The following is a 17,039-nucleotide window of genomic DNA, read 5'->3' on the forward strand; positions in this document are numbered from 1 at the left end:
TACTATTATCAGATATTTTGAAGATACATGGAGGTATATAAGAATGAAAGTATGGTTAGAAAATGGAATTAACGTATCGGCAGATAATATTATTACAAAGTCAGGACATAATAAGTTAGATAATGCTAAAAATAGTGGAAAGCAGGGAGGCTCTTCTTTTTTTGCAGGTGAAATTAATGGTCAGAATACAACAGATAGTATAATAGAACAGAAGAGAAAACTTGCAGGTAAACAGGCGATGAAGCTTGTAAAGGATGCATGGGAACGTGATAATGATAAAAGTGAATCGATGCAGTCGATGAATGATAATAGAGAGAAACTGCTTGGCGAGATGAGAGAGAATAATGAGAAGATAAAAGATATAGCAAAACAAAAGCAGATATGCAAAGAAAGCTATGGAATTACAGATGATAGTGAAGAACAAAAGGATTTTGAACTTCTTGAAAAATATCAGAATAATATATTAGGAGTATTTTCTGATGATTTTTCAAAGGAAGAGATTGATAGATTAAAAGAATTACAGAGCAAACCAAGAACTGAATATCAAAAAAAGATGCTTGAACTTAATGGACTTGAAAAAAATTATCGAATGGATAATGAAACTAAGAAGATGCAGATACAGTCGATTACTGCTACTGAGAATCAGGCAAAGATAGACAATCTTAAGAATCAGGATATGTTAGATGCATCTAATGCAGCAGATGACATATTAGCTGCACTTAATAAGGAGATGCTTGGACTTTTGTTATCTGACGCAAAAGATAAGAGCGATGAAAAGGCAGAGGAAGATTCGAAGAAGAAGGAAGAGATTGAAGAAAAACAAGAAGAGAAGAACGAACGACTTGAAGAGGCTAAAGAAAAACGAAAAGAAGAAGAGAAGATTATAAAGGATAGTATTGAGAGCGACAAAATACATACTGATGTTAAAAATAGTAGTATTAAGAATGACAGAAGTGAAGAAGTGCAAAAGATTATAAGTAAAGTGACAAAAGATAATAAGCTTGTTAATGAAGAACTTAAAGGAATTGAAATAGATCTTGGAATATAGAATCGAATAGTGCTACAATATACCTAAAAACTTAGAAAGAAGTGACAGAATATGATTCCAATAGTATGTGTAGATAATCGTATGGGAATGTTATTTAATAACAGAAGACTTAGCAGAGATAGATTACTTACTGAATGGATTATTAATTATGCAGGATGTATAAAAGTGTGGTGTAATTCTTTTTCAAAGGAACTGTTTGCTAATTATAATGTGATATGCGATGAAAATTTTATTTACAAAGCAGGAGAAAAAGAGTATTGTTTTATTGAGAATATAGATATTTCGCAGATGACAGACCTGTATAATGAGGTTATTGTATGCAAATGGAACAGAGATTATCCTTCAGATGTAAAATTTAACTTATGTAATGAAGAGAAAAACTGGGACAGCATGGTAATTGACGAGATAATAGGAAGTTCTCACGATAAGATAACGATTGAAAGATGGAGGATGAAGTTATGAAAATACGAAGACAGAGTATAATTACAGTGCTGATATTATCTGTAATGCTCCTTCTTGGAGGATGTGGAGATGCTGTTAATGATAAGGCAAATCTGTCAGATAATGATGCTAATGTAACAACAGAACAGACGACTAAGGTAGATGCTACAGAGAGTGCTAAAGATTCAAAAGATAGTATGCTTGTAGATGCAGAACATTCGAAACAGATCGAGGAAGATACGAATGTAGCTTATATAGAACAGGCACTTATAGCATCTGTTAATTCAGATGGTGCAGGCAATAATATTCCGGCTTATTCAGGTAGTCCATACATAATAGTTAATAATAATGTTCCTTTTTTTGATGCCACACAGTATAATTCACAGGCTTTCGAGACATATAGCGAGCTTGATACATTAGGAAGGTGTGGAGTAGCATTTGCTAATGTTGGTAAAGAGATTATGCCAACAGGTGAAAGAGGTTCAATAGGTTCAGTCAAACCTACAGGATGGCATACTGTAAAATATGATAATGTCGATGGCAAATATCTGTATAACAGATGTCATCTAATCGGATATCAGTTATCAGGTGAGAATGCTAATAAGCAGAATCTTATAACTGGTACAAGATATATGAATGTAGATGGTATGTTACCATTTGAGAATATGGTAGCAGATTATGTAAAAGAGACTAATAATCATGTTCTATACAGAGTTACACCAGTATTTGATGGTAATAATCTTGTAGCTGGTGGTGTGCTTATGGAAGCACAGAGTATAGAAGATGATGGAAGTGGTGTAAAGTTCTGCGTATATTGTTATAATATACAGCCGGGAATAAGTATTGATTATGCAACCGGTGACAGTGAGGTAGGAGATCCGGTATCGGCACAAGCTGATATAGGAGCAGCAGTAGCAGATGCAGGAGCGAGTGCTAATGTGCCACAGACAGAGGCACCGACAGCTGCACCAACACAGCCACCGACGCAGCCACAGACAGAGGCACCGACAGTTGCACCAACACAGCCACAGACAGAGGCACCGACAGTTGCACCAACACAACCACAAGATACAGGAAATAGTACATTAGTATGGTTGTCAGAGACAGGAGAGAAATATCATAGCATCAATAATTGTGGCAGAATGAATCCTGATAAAGCATATCAGGTAACACAAGAACAGGCAGAAGCTATGGGCAAGGGCAGATGTTCGAAATGTTGGTAATTAGGCAGTATTGCGATTTAACAATATTGGTAATTGTTAGTAACTAATAATATAGAAAAAACCTTCGTTTGATTATAAGTATGAGATAACTCACAGAGTATATAATCAGGCGGAGGTTTTTCTATATATCAGTTCTATTGGAACTTCCTAGGTTTTTAATTAGTTCTTTTAATATAATTAAAAAGCTATTTTTGACAGTCTATTTTATTTTTAGCAGACTAACTAATTTTTGACAGTCTATCTTATCTTGATAGATTATCTATAGAAAGCCTGAACTCTTATAGATTGATTGTGATCACCAAAGTCTTCACCAAATATTGTAAAACCACCACAATTAGGTGTATCTTTTGGAACTTCAAAACGAAAAGATATTATGCTTGTATAATCAATCTTAAGATCGTTAATAGTAACGTCAGATATCTGATTGCCACCATCAATAAATGTACCAATATCATTGATTATCAGAGTCTTAAGAAGTCCATATTGATTAAGAAGTTCTGGCCACCATGTAGGTGTTACGAATCCAGGGCGGCTTCCAAAGTCTCCCGGACTTACCCATATACCAAGTGGAATTCCATTAATAGAAAAATGAATGTCTGATGGATAATTCTCATTATAATTAGGACATTCAGACGATATCTCAAAAGATATTCTAAGCTCATCAAGTGTCTGACCGGCAACAAGATGATTAGGAATATTATATTCGACAAAACCATATCCAAACCATAATATACCGGCATCGAATCTCTCAGGGAACATAAAATATCTTGGATCGTCAAGAGCACCTATTATGGTCTTTGAAGTTGCAAGTCCACAAGTAGGTGCAACTTCACATGTTGTAAAGTGTCCGATTTTAATGTCATCCTGATAGTACTTTCTCTTTTCTTTAGCTGGTGTCAGGTTGACAAGAAGGCGATCATGAATAGGTTTTACAATCTTCATACTTCCTCTCTTGCCAGCAGTTGTATGGATGGATACCAGTCCTGCCTGTTCGAGCTTACTTACATGTAGTGAGATGGCACTATTGGTAAGACCAAGTGCTTCGGCAAGGTCATTCATACTCATCTCGTTATCTTCGCTTATCATTTCCATAATCTTTAGACGCATTGGTGTGCTGAGTGCTTTGAATACTTCAGCAGCATCATCTATGGAATCAAAATATAACATACTGGTCACTCCCTTATATATTGTGTATAAATATTAAAATTTATAATATTCGTTACATTAATATTCAAATAATGGCAGGCATCAAAGTTCGTATTTGTCCTGATATCATTATATGTAAATATAGTAATTATACTAAAAACTGACATATATAATTAATTCTACATTGCGTATGAGTATTAATAAATACTTAATATTTACTAAGCATTATATCGGTTAGTTAAATAAATGTCAATATGATATGGATTAAATGTTAAACGAAAAAGTTAAATACAAACTCAAAATATTGTAAAAATATCTAAAAAATGCAAAAAAAACTATTGACTATTGTGCAATATGGATGTATCTTATATGTATAATTAAATCAAAAACTTAATATTTAAGTTAAAACTTAAATAAATGGGAGATGCATTTAAGCAAAAACTATATTATAATATTGGGAGGAAGAAAATGGCAAAGTTATACATAAAACCAAGTGTTACTTTAGGTCATATTAATCCGGAAGTTCAAGGACATTTTTCAGAACATCTGGGGAGATGTATTTATGAAGGAATCTATGTAGGAGAAGATTCTAAGATTCCTAACACAAAAGGAATGAGAAATGATGTTGTAGCAGCATTAAAGGAGATTAAGATACCGGTTTTAAGATGGCCCGGTGGCTGTTTTGCAGATGAATATCATTGGAAAGATGGTATTGGTCCTAAAGAGTCAAGAAAGAAGATGATCAATACACACTGGGGTGGTGTTGTAGAAGATAATAGCTTTGGTACACATGAATTCTTTGAATTATGTGAACAGTTAGGATGTAAGACATATATTAATGGTAACGTTGGAAGCGGTACAGTTGCCGAGATGTCAGAATGGGTTGAATATATGACATTTGATGGTGTGTCACCTATGGCAGAACTTCGTAAGAAGAATGGTCATGAGAAAGCATGGAAGATTGACTACTTTGGTGTAGGCAATGAGAATTGGGGCTGTGGCGGTAATATGAGACCGGAATATTATGCTAACGAATATAGAAGATATCAGACGTATGTAAGAAATTACAGACATGATACACAGATATTTAAGGTATGTGGCGGTGCTAATGTAGATGATTATGAATGGACAAGAAAAGTTCTTGAGACAACATTCACAAGATGTCCGGATTTCTTACATGGTCAGATGGATGGATTATCATTACATTATTATGTACATCCAGAAGGATGGGATATAAAGGGAAGCGCAACACAGTTTGATGACAAAGTATGGTATAAGACACTTAGTAAAGCTCTCTATACTAATACATTAATCAAGAGACATGGTGCAATAATGGATGAATTTGATCCTGATAAAAAAGTCGGAATTATAATGGATGAATGGGGAACATGGTATACATGTGAGCCTGGAACTAATCCTGGATTCTTATATCAGCAAAATACAATGAGAGATGCACTTGTTGCAGGTATACATCTTAATATTTTTAACAAGAACTGTGACAGAGTTAAGATGGCTAACCTCGCACAGATGGTTAATGTACTTCAGGCAGTTATCCTTACAGAAGGCGATAAGATGATTCTTACACCTACATATCATGTATTTAATATGTATAAAGATCATCAGGATAATGAACTTGTTGACAGCTCAATTGAGACTAAGACAATTGGACTTGAAGAAGAGTATATGGTTCCTAATCTTAATGAGTCAGTTTCAAAAGATAAGGAAGGCAACTTACATATTACAATTAACAATCTGTCCCTTGAAGATTCAGAATTTATAGAAGGTGTTCTTGTTGATGTTAAGATACAGTCAGTTGAAGCAGAGATTCTTACACAGAAGATGGATGCATATAACGATTTTGAACATCCTGATGTTGTTAAAAAACAGGAGTTTAATGATATTAAGATTAATGGTGATAACAGAATTGAATTTACAATTCCACCTTGCAGCGTAATGCATATAAAAGTTGTAACAGAATAGATTGCCGGCTTGTATTGGAGGGATGTAATATGAAACGCACTAAGACGTATCATATGAAAAGAATATATAATAGAAAATCCATCACCAACAGAACAGTATCAGCGTTACTTACAGTATCACTTGCAATTACAGGTTTTAATTATTCGACAGTTGATGCAATAGCAGCAGAGAATCAGACGAACATTACAGAGTCATCAGATGAGAGTATGGCACAGTATTCGAATGAACGAGTTGATAATAATTATACAAAAGTAAGTGCTAATTACACATATAGCGAATATACAGGAGATACGATTATATACAGTGCCGCAGACATAATGAGTGATGGTACAGCAACGATTACAGATGATGTTATGGGATATGACAAAGATAATAAGGCTGTTAAAGCTGTTATTAATGATACATTTACATTAAAAGTAGATGCACCACAGGATGGAATATATTATATGAGCTTTGATTATCTGTCAGCTGACGATTCTATTTTGCCAATTGAAGCATCTGTTAAGATTAATGGCGAATATTCATTCTATGAACTTAGAAGACAGATATTCGAGAGCTTATGGGTGTCATCAGGCGAGAAGACATATGATAGTTATGGTAAAGAGATAACAAGTATTCCTGATAAGAAGTATGAGTGGCAGAACAAGTATATAATGGATGCTACTTACAGATATACAGAAGCACTTGGGATAGAGTTAAAAAAAGGTGCTAATGAAGTTACATTTGACATATCAGAAGGTGAAGTGCTGATTGGTAATGTATATCTTAGTGCAAAGCCTGATATAAAAGAATATTCAGGAAGTGAAGCAGCAGAAGGTGATGGATTCGTAGAGATTCAGGCAGAAGATTTTACATATAGAAATGATTCTTCGATTCATGCAGCTTGTGAATACAATCCTAATCTCTATCCTTATAATGTTAAGGAAAAATCACTTAATACGATTGATAGCAGTTCATTTTCAGAAGGTGGACAGACAGTCACTTATGAATTTGAGGCTTTGAGTGATGGCAATTATTATATGGCATTTAATTATAGTCAGTCAGATAAGTCGGATTTTCCGGTATTTATGAACATTAAGATTGATGGAGAATATCCTAATACAGAATTTCATAATTACGCATTTGACTATGATAAGACATATAATATGCTGACATTAAAAGATGAAAATGGTGACAAATTAAGTGTACCACTTACAAAGGGAACACATACAATATCACTTACAATAAGTATGGAACCGGTAAGACATGCACTTGAAGTTGTTGAGAGCGTAATGAATGATGTTAATGATCTTGCACTTGAGATAACTAAGGTAGTTGGTACTAACAAAGATAAATATAGAGATTTTTCACTTGAAGCATATATACCTGATGTTGGTGATACATTAACACAATATGCTGATGAACTTGATGCAGTTATGGAAGAAGCTAAGCAGTATAATCCGGGAGTTAAGAAGATAGCAGCATTTTCTTCATTATCAATTGCTTCAGGACAGTTAAGAAGTCTTGCAAAAGATCCTGATGAATTATTATATAGAATAAGCGAACTTGCGACAAGTACTAACTCAGTTAACAAATACCTTGCAAACCTTGTTGATTCACTTAATGGTAATGATTTTTCACTAGACAGTATCTATTTTTATCAGAGTGATTCAGCATCCAAACTTCCTAAAAAAGTTGGATTTTTCAAAGGAATATGGCTTGCAATAGTAAGATTTTTTACATCTTTTACAGAACAGGCATATTCAACAAGTAATACAGATAAAGAACATCTTCAGGTATGGGTTAACCGTTCAAGACAGCATCTTGAGATTATGCAGCAGATGATTGATAAGGAATTCACACCTAAGACGGGTATAAAAGTAGATCTTTCACTTATGCCTGATCAGAACAAATTAGTTCTTGCTAATGCATCAGGAGATTCACCTGATATAGCAACAGGTATTAACTACTCAGTACCATTTGAACTTGGTATAAGAGGAGCGATAAAAGATCTTAGTGAATTTGATGATTTTGCAGAAGTTGCAGAGAGATATAATGAAGGTCTTCTCTTAGCATCGACAATCGGTGATGGAATATATGCAGTTCCGGAGACAATGAACTTCTCAGTACTATATTATAGAACTGATATCCTTGAAAAATTAGGACTTACAGTTCCGGATACACTTGAGGATGTAAAAGCAATGTTACCTGATCTTCAGATGAGAGGACTTAACTTCTATTATCCTACAGCGAGAACTACAGGTACTAAGACATTCCTTGATACGACACCTATTATATTCCAGCATGGAGCATCATTATATGGTGATACAATAGCTGATTCAGCAATTAATAGTGAAAGTGTTGTTGAAGGATTTAAGGAACTTACAGATTTATTTACAATCTATAATCTTCCAAAAGATGTACCTAACTTCTATCAGCATTTTAGAAATGGAGATTATCCTATTGGTATATCAGACTTCGGAACATATAACCTGCTTAGTAATGCAGCACCTGAGATAGCAGGTTCATGGGATATAGCACTTATTCCGGGTGTCGTTAATGATGAAGGTGAAGTTGTACGTTATTCATCAGCCGGTGCAGAGAGTACAGTAATGTTCAAATCGGATGAAGAACGAGAGAATATGAGCTGGGAATTCATGAAATGGTGGTCAAGTGCAGAAGTTCAGGCAGAATTTGGTCAGACATTACAGATTACTTATGGTGATGAGTATTATTGGAATACAGCTAATATGGAAGCTTTTGCAGAACTTCCATGGTCAACAGATGATAAAGAAGTTATTATAGAACAACTAGACTGGACACTTGAAGCTCCACGAGTACTTGCAAGTTATATGACAGAACGAGAACTTAGTAACGCATATAACCTTGTTGTTATAAGTGGTGAGAATATAAGAGAAAGTCTTGACAGTGCAGCCAGAACTATTGAGAAAGAGACAGACAGAAAGCTTGAAGAGTTCGGCTACAGTGATAACAAAACTGTTATCAAAGAGTATGACGTACCTACAATCGAAAAGGTTCGTGAGATTATCGAAAGTAGCAAAAATGGTAAGTAGGAGGGAGAAAAAGTGGCTTTAAGAAAGAGAACAAAGATAGCTAAAAGAGAGCAAAGCAATTCCTCTGCATACTGGTTCATGGCACCATACGTGTTAATGTTTCTTACATTCATTATCATTCCAATGGTTGTCGCAATCGGATTATCATTTACGAGTTTTAATACAATTCAGATGCCTACTTTCAAAGGATTTTTGAATTATATTAACCTTTTAACTGCAGATGATGTATTTATGCAGAAGGTACTGCCTAATACAGTAATATATGCACTTATTGTAGGACCTGGTGGATATGTACTTTCATTCATTGTTGCGTGGGGGCTTTCACAGCTTACAAGTGTTCCACGAACAATACTTACAATAATATTTTATTCACCAAGTATGACTGGTGCAACAGCGATGACTGTGCTTTGGAGAATTATCTTCTCAGGTGATCAGATGGGTTATGTTAATAACTGGCTGATGAAACTTGGAATTATTGATGAACCTATATTATGGCTTGTTGATTCAAGATATCTTCTTCCAATTATGATTATCGTTGCATTATGGTCAAGTATGGGTGTTGGTTTCCTTGCGATGCTTGCAGGTATACTTAATTCAGATGAAGAGATATATGAAGCAGCAGCAATAGATGGTGTTAAGAACCGTTTTCAGGAAGTTATATATATAACAATACCAACAATGAAGCCACAGATGTTATTCGGTGCAGTTATGGCAATTGTTGGTGCATTCCAAAATGGTGCAATCGGTGTTCAGCTCTCAGGCTCGAACCCGACACCTAACTATGCAGGACAGCTTATAGTTAACCATATAGAAGATTATGGATTTATCAGATATGAGATGGGTTATGCTGCCGCAGTATCAGTAGTACTGTTACTTATGGTATGGGTGTTCTCAAAACTGTTTGGTAAGTTATTCAGAGAAAAATAGGAGGAGGAAACATGGCTGGATATAAAGGTAGTAATATCAATCCTAAAAAGTTTGAACGTGGACAGATAAAGATAATAATACTTTTATTACCACTTGCGATATTTATGGGTATACCAATCGTATTTATCGTCTGTCACGCATTTAAGCCAATAGATGAGCTGTTTGCATTTCCACCTCAGATATTGGTACACAAACCAACACTTGAAAATTTTTCAAAATTATTTAAAGCTTCACAAAGTGCTGATATACCAATGAGCAGATATGTGTTCAACAGTATTATTGTTACAGCAGTAGTAGTTATAGCTTCGATATTCATGTCAACAATGGCTGGATATGCATTATCAAAGCTTAAGTTTAAAGGTAAGAATACAATACTTGAAGTTAATAATATGGCTCTTATGTTTGTAGCAGTTGCAGTTATGATTCCAAGATATCTTATCATTGATATGCTGGGAATTAAGGATACATATCTTGCACATATACTTCCACTTCTTGCAATGCCGGTTGGTCTGTTCCTTGTTAAACAGTTTATTGACCAGATACCGGATGCACTTATAGAAGCGGCATACATAGATGGAGCATCAGATTTTAAGATATATAGAAAGATTATACTTCCACTTATAAAACCTGCGATATCAACAACAGTAATTCTTGCATTCCAACAGGTATGGACTAATGTTGAAAGTTCGAATCTATATATTAATAATGAGAGTATGAAGACACTTGCATTTTATCTGAATACACTTTCTAATGCGAATAATACAGTAGCAGGTCAGGGTATTCAGGCAGCAGGTATACTTATACAGTTTATACCGAACTTGTTAATTTTCCTTATCTTAAGAAAGAGCTTTATGAATACAATGGCTCATTCAGGCATCAAGTAGGGGGTGGCAGTTATGAAAAAATTAGCAAAAATTCTTGTTACGGCATTAGTATTAATATTCTTAACTACACCTGTGATAGTTAATGCAGAGACGCCTTATAAGACTTATACAGTTGATGGATATGGATATGTAATGGAGACACAGACAGCATATACTCCATATTCAGCGATAACCAAAGTTGGTGAGACATCATTTATAACACCGGTTGATATGTCACTTTCAAAAAGTGGTAATCTCTATATAGCAGATTCAGGAGCAAAAGCAATTCTTGTATGTAATCTTGCCGGTGAAGAAGTTGGAAGAATAGGAGATGGCATATTAGTCGCACCAACAGGTGTATATGTTACAGAAGATGAGACAATATATGTAGCAGATAAGGATGCCGGTAAAGTATTCGTATTTAATAAAGATGGTGAAGTAATTCACGAATATGGCAAACCATCATCTCCAATATATGGCGATGCGATGGCATTTAAGCCAATTAAGATTGTAGCTAACTCATCAGGAACAATGTATATTATCTGCGAAGGTAATATGAATGGTATAGTACAGTTAAGTCCGGTAGAAGGTGGATCATTCCTTGGATATTTTGGTACTAACTATACTTCACTTAATCCTTTTGAGATATTACAAAGAATGATTCTTACAGATGCACAGAGAGCAAAACTGTTAAGTAATATTCCATCAACACCAACTAATCTGGCGATTGATGATGACGGTCTTATATATACTGTTACACAGGGTGATGATTCGTTAAGCCTTAAAAAACTTAACATAGCAGGTAATAATATGCTTACATCAGATCCATATTATGCAGACCTTCCTGCAGCAGTAACAACAGGAAAATATAATAATATTCTTGTTGCTGATTCAGACGGATATATATATGAATACAATGAAGAAGGAGAACTTCTCTTCATGCTTGGCGGACGTGATGATGGACGTCAGAGAATAGGTCTTTGTAATAAAGTTGAAGCGATAGCAGTAGATGATAATGACAGAGTATATCTTCTTGATTCAGATAAGAAACAGATACATGTATTTGAACCAACAGAATTCACTAATCTACTTCATGAGTCACTTGAATTATATGCAAAAGGAAGTTATACACAGAGTAAGGAACCACTTACAGAAGTTCTTAAGATGAATAGCCTGTTTGATTATGCTAACAAAGCAATAGGAAGAGCATATTATCAGGAAGAGAATTATAAAGAGGCATTAAAATATGCTAGATTATCAAAAGACTTTGACGGATATTCCAATGCATTTTGGGAAGTAAGAAATGTCTGGATAAGATCTAATCTTGTAAAAGCTGTTGGTATTATAATTCTTATAATAATACTTATTAAGATATGGAAGATGCTCGTTAAAAAAGGCAAATTTGGGAATATCGTAAGTAAATATGAAAAGTTTAAGAATATAAAACTGGTAGACAGATTAAAATATTCAAAGTTCTTTATGAGACATCCGATTGATGGATGTTATGCAGTAAAACGTGAAGGCAAGAATTCAGTTTTATGTGCAACAATAATACTTGTATTATTCATAATAATCTCAATAATTGGCAAGTATTATCCGGGATTTTTATTAAAAACAGTAAGAGAAGGCAGATATGACCTTGTAACAGATATTGGTAAAGTACTTGTTATATTCTTCGGATTAATAGCATGTAATTATCTGGTAGTAACAATTAATGATGGTGAAGGAAGTATCAAAGAATTATATTGTGCATACGCATATTGCTTATCACCATACGTATTTATCAAACCAATATGTATACTTGTAGGTAATGTTCTTACATATAATGAAGTATTTATAATCCAGTTTGGTAATCTGTGCATTACAGTCTGGGTAGTAGTATTGTTATTCTTAACACTTAAAGAGATTAATAATTACAGCGTCAAGGAGACAATTAAAGCAATATTTATTACAGCATTTACAGTATTAATAATGGCATTACTTATATCTATTCTATATGTATTATGTTCACAGGTTATAGACTTCGTAATAACTGTAGTACGAGAGGTGGTGTATCGCATTGGCAACTAAGAATGTTAAAAACAGAAAAAAATTAATAATTGCGATAATATGTGTTATGATTGTGGTAGTGCTTGTTATAACAGGAGTGAACGTAGCAGGCGGACATATAAGTAACACTAACATTACATATGCTGAGGCGGCAACAATAACACCTCCACAGGCTGAATTAAGTTCTGATAAGACACAGAACAAAGAAGAGATAAAAGGACATAAGCTTGTCGCAGCTAATGATAATTATGAACTGTATCTAAAAGAAGATACATTATCAATTATCGTAAGAGATGTTAAAACAGGCGAGATAATGGAATCAGTTGTAGATGATGCCACAGAACTTCAAAATGTCAATGATACTTGGAAAAGTTTTCTTCAGTCAGGTGTGGTTGTAGAAGTTCAGGAAGATACTAATACAATGCAGAAAAAAGCAGGTGTTAATAATGCTTCTGTAAATGTTACTTATGTTGATGGTGGATTTAAAGCAAAGATAGACTATCCTAATTATAAGTTTGGATTCGAACTTGAAGTATTATTATATGATGACGGAAGTATCACAGCATATATCCCTGAAAGCTCAATATATGAAGAATCAGACAAAGTAAAGATTGGTAATATATACGTATTCCCAATGCTTGGCAATACATGTCTTGATGAAAAAGAAGGATATATGTTCGTTCCGGATGGCAATGGTGCACTTATATATCTTGATGACAAAGAAGGAAGATTTGATTCAGGATATACACAAAGAGTATATGGAAGTGATATAGGTATTGGTGAATCCTATGTATTATCACTTCTTTGGGATAAATATGAGACACATAACGATTCCGAGAATGTACTTGCACCAATATTCGGTATGGTTTATACAGATGCCAAACTTGGTTATCTTGCAGTAATTGAAGCAGGTGCAGAAGAAGCGACAATAATGGCAACACCTAATGGTGCATATACAGATTATAACTGGATTACATCATCTTTTAGAAAGTCAGCAACATATATACAGCCAACATCTAATTCAGGTGGTTCTGTAACAAAAGTAACAGACAGAATACAATATGATATTAAGATAAGATATATGTTCGTTAATGGTGATAAAGCTAATTATACAGGACTTGCCGAGAAGTACAGAGATTATCTTATTGAAAAAGGTGAGTTGCAGGAAAAAGAAGATTCATTCAATATAAGACTTGACTTCCTTGGAAGTGATGTGGAGAACTGGTTATTAAGCAAGAAAAGTGTAGCAATGACAACAACTGATAATATAAGAGATATATACAAAGAACTTCAAAGTGAAGGAGTTAATAATATATTCTCATTATACAAAGGCTGGCAGGACGGCGGAATATATGATATTCCGGTAACTAAAGTTGATACAGAAGGCAGCATAGGAAGTAAAAGCGACCTTAAAAAACTTGCAAAAGATGCAAAAGATATGGGAATAGACTTCTATCTATATACAGATGGACTTAGAGCTAATCCGGATACCGGTAATACTACATTTAATACAGTTAAGAAGATGGATAAGCGTCTATATACAGAATCAACATACAAGAGTGTATATGAAAAGATGGTATATTGGACACCGGATAAGTCAGTATTTAATGTAAATCAGTTAAAAGATAGTATGCTTGATAATGGACTTAATAACCTTGCACTTTCAGGTATAAGCAATACATTATTCACATATACAATCAGTGATACAATGAAGACAAGACTTACAACTGAATACATATATAAAAATATGTATGAGAATCTTGATAAAGATATGAATCTTGTATTATGTGAACCAATATCAGAATACTGGAAATATACAGATGCATTTGTTGATATGCCAGTATCAGATTCAGATTTTATCTATACAGATAAGAGCATACCTTTTTTATCAATAGTACTAAAAGGAATGGTTCCAATGTATAGTGATTATATTAACTTTGAAGCTAATGAGAGAGAATACTTTTTAAAACTTGTAGAGACAGGAATATATCCTTCATATTATCTTACATACGAAGATTCTTCAAAATTAATATATACTAATTCAAGTGATATCTATACATCAAAGTACAGCACATACAAAGACAGAATTATAGATACATATAATGAGTTAAAAGCTATTGATGATAAGACATCAGGTGCATATATAGTTAATCATGAGATACTTGATAATGGTGTTGTGGCAGTAACATATGATAATGGTGTCAGAATACTTGTTAATTATTCAGATAAAGAGCAGACAGCATACGGTGAGACAGTAGATGCTATGTCATATAAGGTAGGTGAAGTGCAATGAGACAGCAAGATAAGAAGATAAGTGTAAAACCTGGAAAACTTAGAAAACGTGAAAATATGATGGGATACATATTTATACTTCCATGGCTGATAGGATTTTTACTTCTGGTTGTATATCCTATATGTGAATCATTCATATATTCGTTAAATACAATAAAACTTCTGCCTCAAGGCATGGTTAAAAAATTCATCGGATTTGGTAACTATACACAGATGTTTTTAAAAGATCCTAATTTTGTAATGGGACTTGAAAGTTATCTTCTAAAGACAATAATATCAGTTCCAGTTATTGTAGCATTTGCACTTATTATAGCAATGTTACTTAATGGTAAAATAAAATGCAGAGGAATATTTCGAATGATATTTTTCCTTCCTGTTATCATAGCAAGCGGTCCTGTAATGAACCAGCTTGCTGACCAGGAAGCTGCAACAGTTCCAATGCTTAATACAACAACAATTAATCAGGTGTTATCAGAATATCTTCCAAAAGTGCTTGCAAGTTCAGTTACAGATGTATTCGGCAATATGATTACACTTCTATGGTATTCCGGAATACAGATACTTCTGTTCCTTGCAGCATTACAAAAGATTGATTCAACACTCTATGAAGCAGCCAAGATTGATGGTGGTTCAGGATGGGAGTGTTTCTGGAAGATAACACTTCCGACAATTAAACCAATAATATTACTTAATGCAGTATATACAATAATATTTATGTCTAACAATGAGCAGAATGCACTTATCGTATTAATCTATGATACAATGCTTTCAGCAACAGGTGGTTATGGATATGCATCAGCTATGGCATGGTGTTATTCAATAATTATAACAGCAATAGTTGGTCTGTTTGCACTCATTATAGCAGGAAGAAAAGATGTATATGAGAGACGTGTTAAGAAATATATGAGAGAAGTCAAGAAGCAGGAGAGACTTCAGAGAAGAATAAGAAGGAGGGGCAAGAGAAATGAAAAACGTTATAGAAGAAAATACGCATCATAATTCATCCCTCCTAAAAAGGGAACAGATTAAATATAAAGTAAAAAGATTCCTGTGGGGTTCAAAAGACAAACAGGGTGTAGGTAAGCAGATATTTGTATATGTACTACTTATAGCTATTGGTTTCATATATCTCTATCCTGTGCTTTATATGATAAGCAAGAGCTTTATGGATCTTAACGATCTGCTCGATTCTTCAATCAATTGGATTCCAAGCAAACTTAATATTAGTAATTATAAACAGGCATTTAAAGCCATGAATTACTGGAAGACATTCAAGGATTCTATCCTTATAGCTGGAATTCCAACACTTATTAATCTTGTGGTATGTGCTCTTGTAGGTTATGGATTTGCAAGATATGAATTCAAAGGTAAAAAATTACTGCTTGGATTATTAATCTTCTCATTCATACTTCCACCACAGGCAACAATGATGCCAACTTATGTATTCTATACTAAGATAGGACTTGTTAATTCAATAAAAGCTTTTATAGTACCGGCAATTCTTGGACAGGGATTAAAATCACAGATATATATACTTATATTCTTCCAGTTCTTCAGACAGATACCACAGGTACTTATTGAAGCAGCCAAGATTGATGGCGCAGGACACTTAAAATCATTCTTTAAGATAGCAGTTCCGTCAGCAGCACCAGCCATACTTGTTGTATTTCTTTTCTCAATAGTATGGTACTGGAATGAATCATATCTTACACAGTTATATGTAGTTGGTGCTTTTACAAGCAAAACAGTAGGTTATCACTGGTCATCATTAATTGTAGCACTTAAGAACTTTGACAGCAGCTATGCTGATGCGAGAGCAGTTGCTGGAAGTGGAATGGCTGATATTAATGAATCGATTAAGATGGCAGGAACAATGCTTAGCATACTTCCACTGCTTATTATGTATCTTATCTTACAGAGACGTTTTGTTGAGAGTATCGACAGAACAGGTATTACAGGTGAATAAACATACATTAAGTGTTTATTATAAAAAACATATTTTATGGGAGGTTTTATC

Annotated in this window: 12 protein-coding genes; 11 read left to right on the forward strand and 1 reads right to left on the reverse strand. The window is 34.1% G+C overall.

Annotated features, from left to right (window positions below):
* Nucleotides 1–43 precede the first annotated feature (43 nt).
* Genes KQI85_RS08810 through KQI85_RS08820 form a run of 3 tightly spaced genes read left to right on the forward strand, consistent with a single transcriptional unit; the run spans nt 44 to nt 2,712 of the window.
* On the forward strand, nt 44–1,048 hold the full coding sequence (locus KQI85_RS08810; RefSeq protein ID WP_216575719.1) for a hypothetical protein: 1,005 nt from the start codon (nt 44–46) through the stop codon (nt 1,046–1,048).
* A 51-nt stretch (nt 1,049–1,099) separates the two neighbouring features.
* On the forward strand, nt 1,100–1,510 hold the full coding sequence (locus KQI85_RS08815; protein ID WP_216575720.1) for a ribonuclease Z: 411 nt from the start codon (nt 1,100–1,102) through the stop codon (nt 1,508–1,510).
* On the forward strand, nt 1,507–2,712 hold the full coding sequence (locus KQI85_RS08820; protein ID WP_253293810.1) for a DNA/RNA non-specific endonuclease: 1,206 nt from the start codon (nt 1,507–1,509) through the stop codon (nt 2,710–2,712). The genes KQI85_RS08815 and KQI85_RS08820 overlap by 4 nt, the downstream gene beginning before the upstream one ends.
* A gap of 255 nt (nt 2,713–2,967) precedes the next feature.
* On the opposite strand, the gene KQI85_RS08825 is transcribed toward KQI85_RS08820, so the two are convergent.
* On the reverse strand, nt 2,968–3,879 hold the full coding sequence (locus KQI85_RS08825; RefSeq protein ID WP_216575721.1) for a transcriptional regulator: 912 nt from the start codon (nt 3,877–3,879) through the stop codon (nt 2,968–2,970).
* Between the two features lie 447 nt (nt 3,880–4,326).
* Between KQI85_RS08825 and KQI85_RS08830 the strand changes: the two genes are divergently transcribed.
* Genes KQI85_RS08830 through KQI85_RS08865 form a run of 8 tightly spaced genes read left to right on the forward strand, consistent with a single transcriptional unit; the run spans nt 4,327 to nt 16,988 of the window.
* Nucleotides 4,327–5,838, forward strand: a complete 1,512-nt coding sequence (locus KQI85_RS08830; protein ID WP_216575722.1) for an alpha-N-arabinofuranosidase — start codon at nt 4,327–4,329, stop codon at nt 5,836–5,838.
* Nucleotides 5,839–5,867: 29 nt separating this feature from the next.
* The gene (locus KQI85_RS08835; protein WP_216575723.1) at nt 5,868–8,891 is read left to right on the forward strand and encodes an extracellular solute-binding protein; all 3,024 of its coding nucleotides are present in this window, start codon (nt 5,868–5,870) and stop codon (nt 8,889–8,891) included.
* Nucleotides 8,892–8,903: 12 nt separating this feature from the next.
* Complete coding sequence (locus KQI85_RS08840) at nt 8,904–9,818, forward strand: carbohydrate ABC transporter permease (protein WP_371820580.1); 915 nt, start codon at nt 8,904–8,906, stop codon at nt 9,816–9,818.
* A gap of 11 nt (nt 9,819–9,829) precedes the next feature.
* The gene (locus tag KQI85_RS08845; RefSeq protein WP_216575724.1) at nt 9,830–10,702 is read left to right on the forward strand and encodes a carbohydrate ABC transporter permease; all 873 of its coding nucleotides are present in this window, start codon (nt 9,830–9,832) and stop codon (nt 10,700–10,702) included.
* 12 nt (nt 10,703–10,714) lie between these two features.
* Complete coding sequence (locus KQI85_RS08850) at nt 10,715–12,751, forward strand: YIP1 family protein (RefSeq protein WP_216575725.1); 2,037 nt, start codon at nt 10,715–10,717, stop codon at nt 12,749–12,751.
* The gene (locus KQI85_RS08855) at nt 12,741–15,023 is read left to right on the forward strand and encodes a DUF5696 domain-containing protein (RefSeq protein WP_216575726.1); all 2,283 of its coding nucleotides are present in this window, start codon (nt 12,741–12,743) and stop codon (nt 15,021–15,023) included. The genes KQI85_RS08850 and KQI85_RS08855 overlap by 11 nt, the downstream gene beginning before the upstream one ends.
* Nucleotides 15,020–16,021 carry a carbohydrate ABC transporter permease gene (locus KQI85_RS08860; RefSeq protein WP_216575727.1) on the forward strand — a complete coding sequence of 334 codons (1,002 nt, stop codon included), beginning with the start codon at nt 15,020–15,022 and terminating at the stop codon, nt 16,019–16,021. The genes KQI85_RS08855 and KQI85_RS08860 overlap by 4 nt, the downstream gene beginning before the upstream one ends.
* Complete coding sequence (locus KQI85_RS08865; protein WP_216575728.1) at nt 15,987–16,988, forward strand: carbohydrate ABC transporter permease; 1,002 nt, start codon at nt 15,987–15,989, stop codon at nt 16,986–16,988. The genes KQI85_RS08860 and KQI85_RS08865 overlap by 35 nt, the downstream gene beginning before the upstream one ends.
* Nucleotides 16,989–17,039: the final 51 nt, after the last annotated feature.

The sequence above is a fragment of the Falcatimonas sp. MSJ-15 genome, from assembly GCF_018918265.1.
Classification (GTDB): Bacteria; Bacillota; Clostridia; order Lachnospirales; family Lachnospiraceae; genus Falcatimonas.

Excerpts from the sequence above, each read along its gene's own strand:
- KQI85_RS08820 (WP_253293810.1), top strand. The coding sequence starts at position 1,507 with ATGAAAATACGAAGACAGAGTATAATTACAGTGCTGATATTATCTGTA.
- KQI85_RS08835 (WP_216575723.1), top strand. The coding sequence starts at position 5,868 with ATGAAACGCACTAAGACGTATCATATGAAAAGAATATATAATAGAAAA.
- KQI85_RS08865 (WP_216575728.1), top strand. The coding sequence starts at position 15,987 with ATGAAAAACGTTATAGAAGAAAATACGCATCATAATTCATCCCTCCTA.
- KQI85_RS08815 (WP_216575720.1), top strand. The coding sequence starts at position 1,100 with ATGATTCCAATAGTATGTGTAGATAATCGTATGGGAATGTTATTTAAT.
- KQI85_RS08860 (WP_216575727.1), top strand. The coding sequence starts at position 15,020 with ATGAGACAGCAAGATAAGAAGATAAGTGTAAAACCTGGAAAACTTAGA.
- KQI85_RS08825 (WP_216575721.1), bottom strand. The coding sequence starts at position 3,879 with ATGTTATATTTTGATTCCATAGATGATGCTGCTGAAGTATTCAAAGCA.
- KQI85_RS08830 (WP_216575722.1), top strand. The coding sequence starts at position 4,327 with ATGGCAAAGTTATACATAAAACCAAGTGTTACTTTAGGTCATATTAAT.
- KQI85_RS08850 (WP_216575725.1), top strand. The coding sequence starts at position 10,715 with ATGAAAAAATTAGCAAAAATTCTTGTTACGGCATTAGTATTAATATTC.
- KQI85_RS08810 (WP_216575719.1), top strand. The coding sequence starts at position 44 with ATGAAAGTATGGTTAGAAAATGGAATTAACGTATCGGCAGATAATATT.
- KQI85_RS08845 (WP_216575724.1), top strand. The coding sequence starts at position 9,830 with ATGGCTGGATATAAAGGTAGTAATATCAATCCTAAAAAGTTTGAACGT.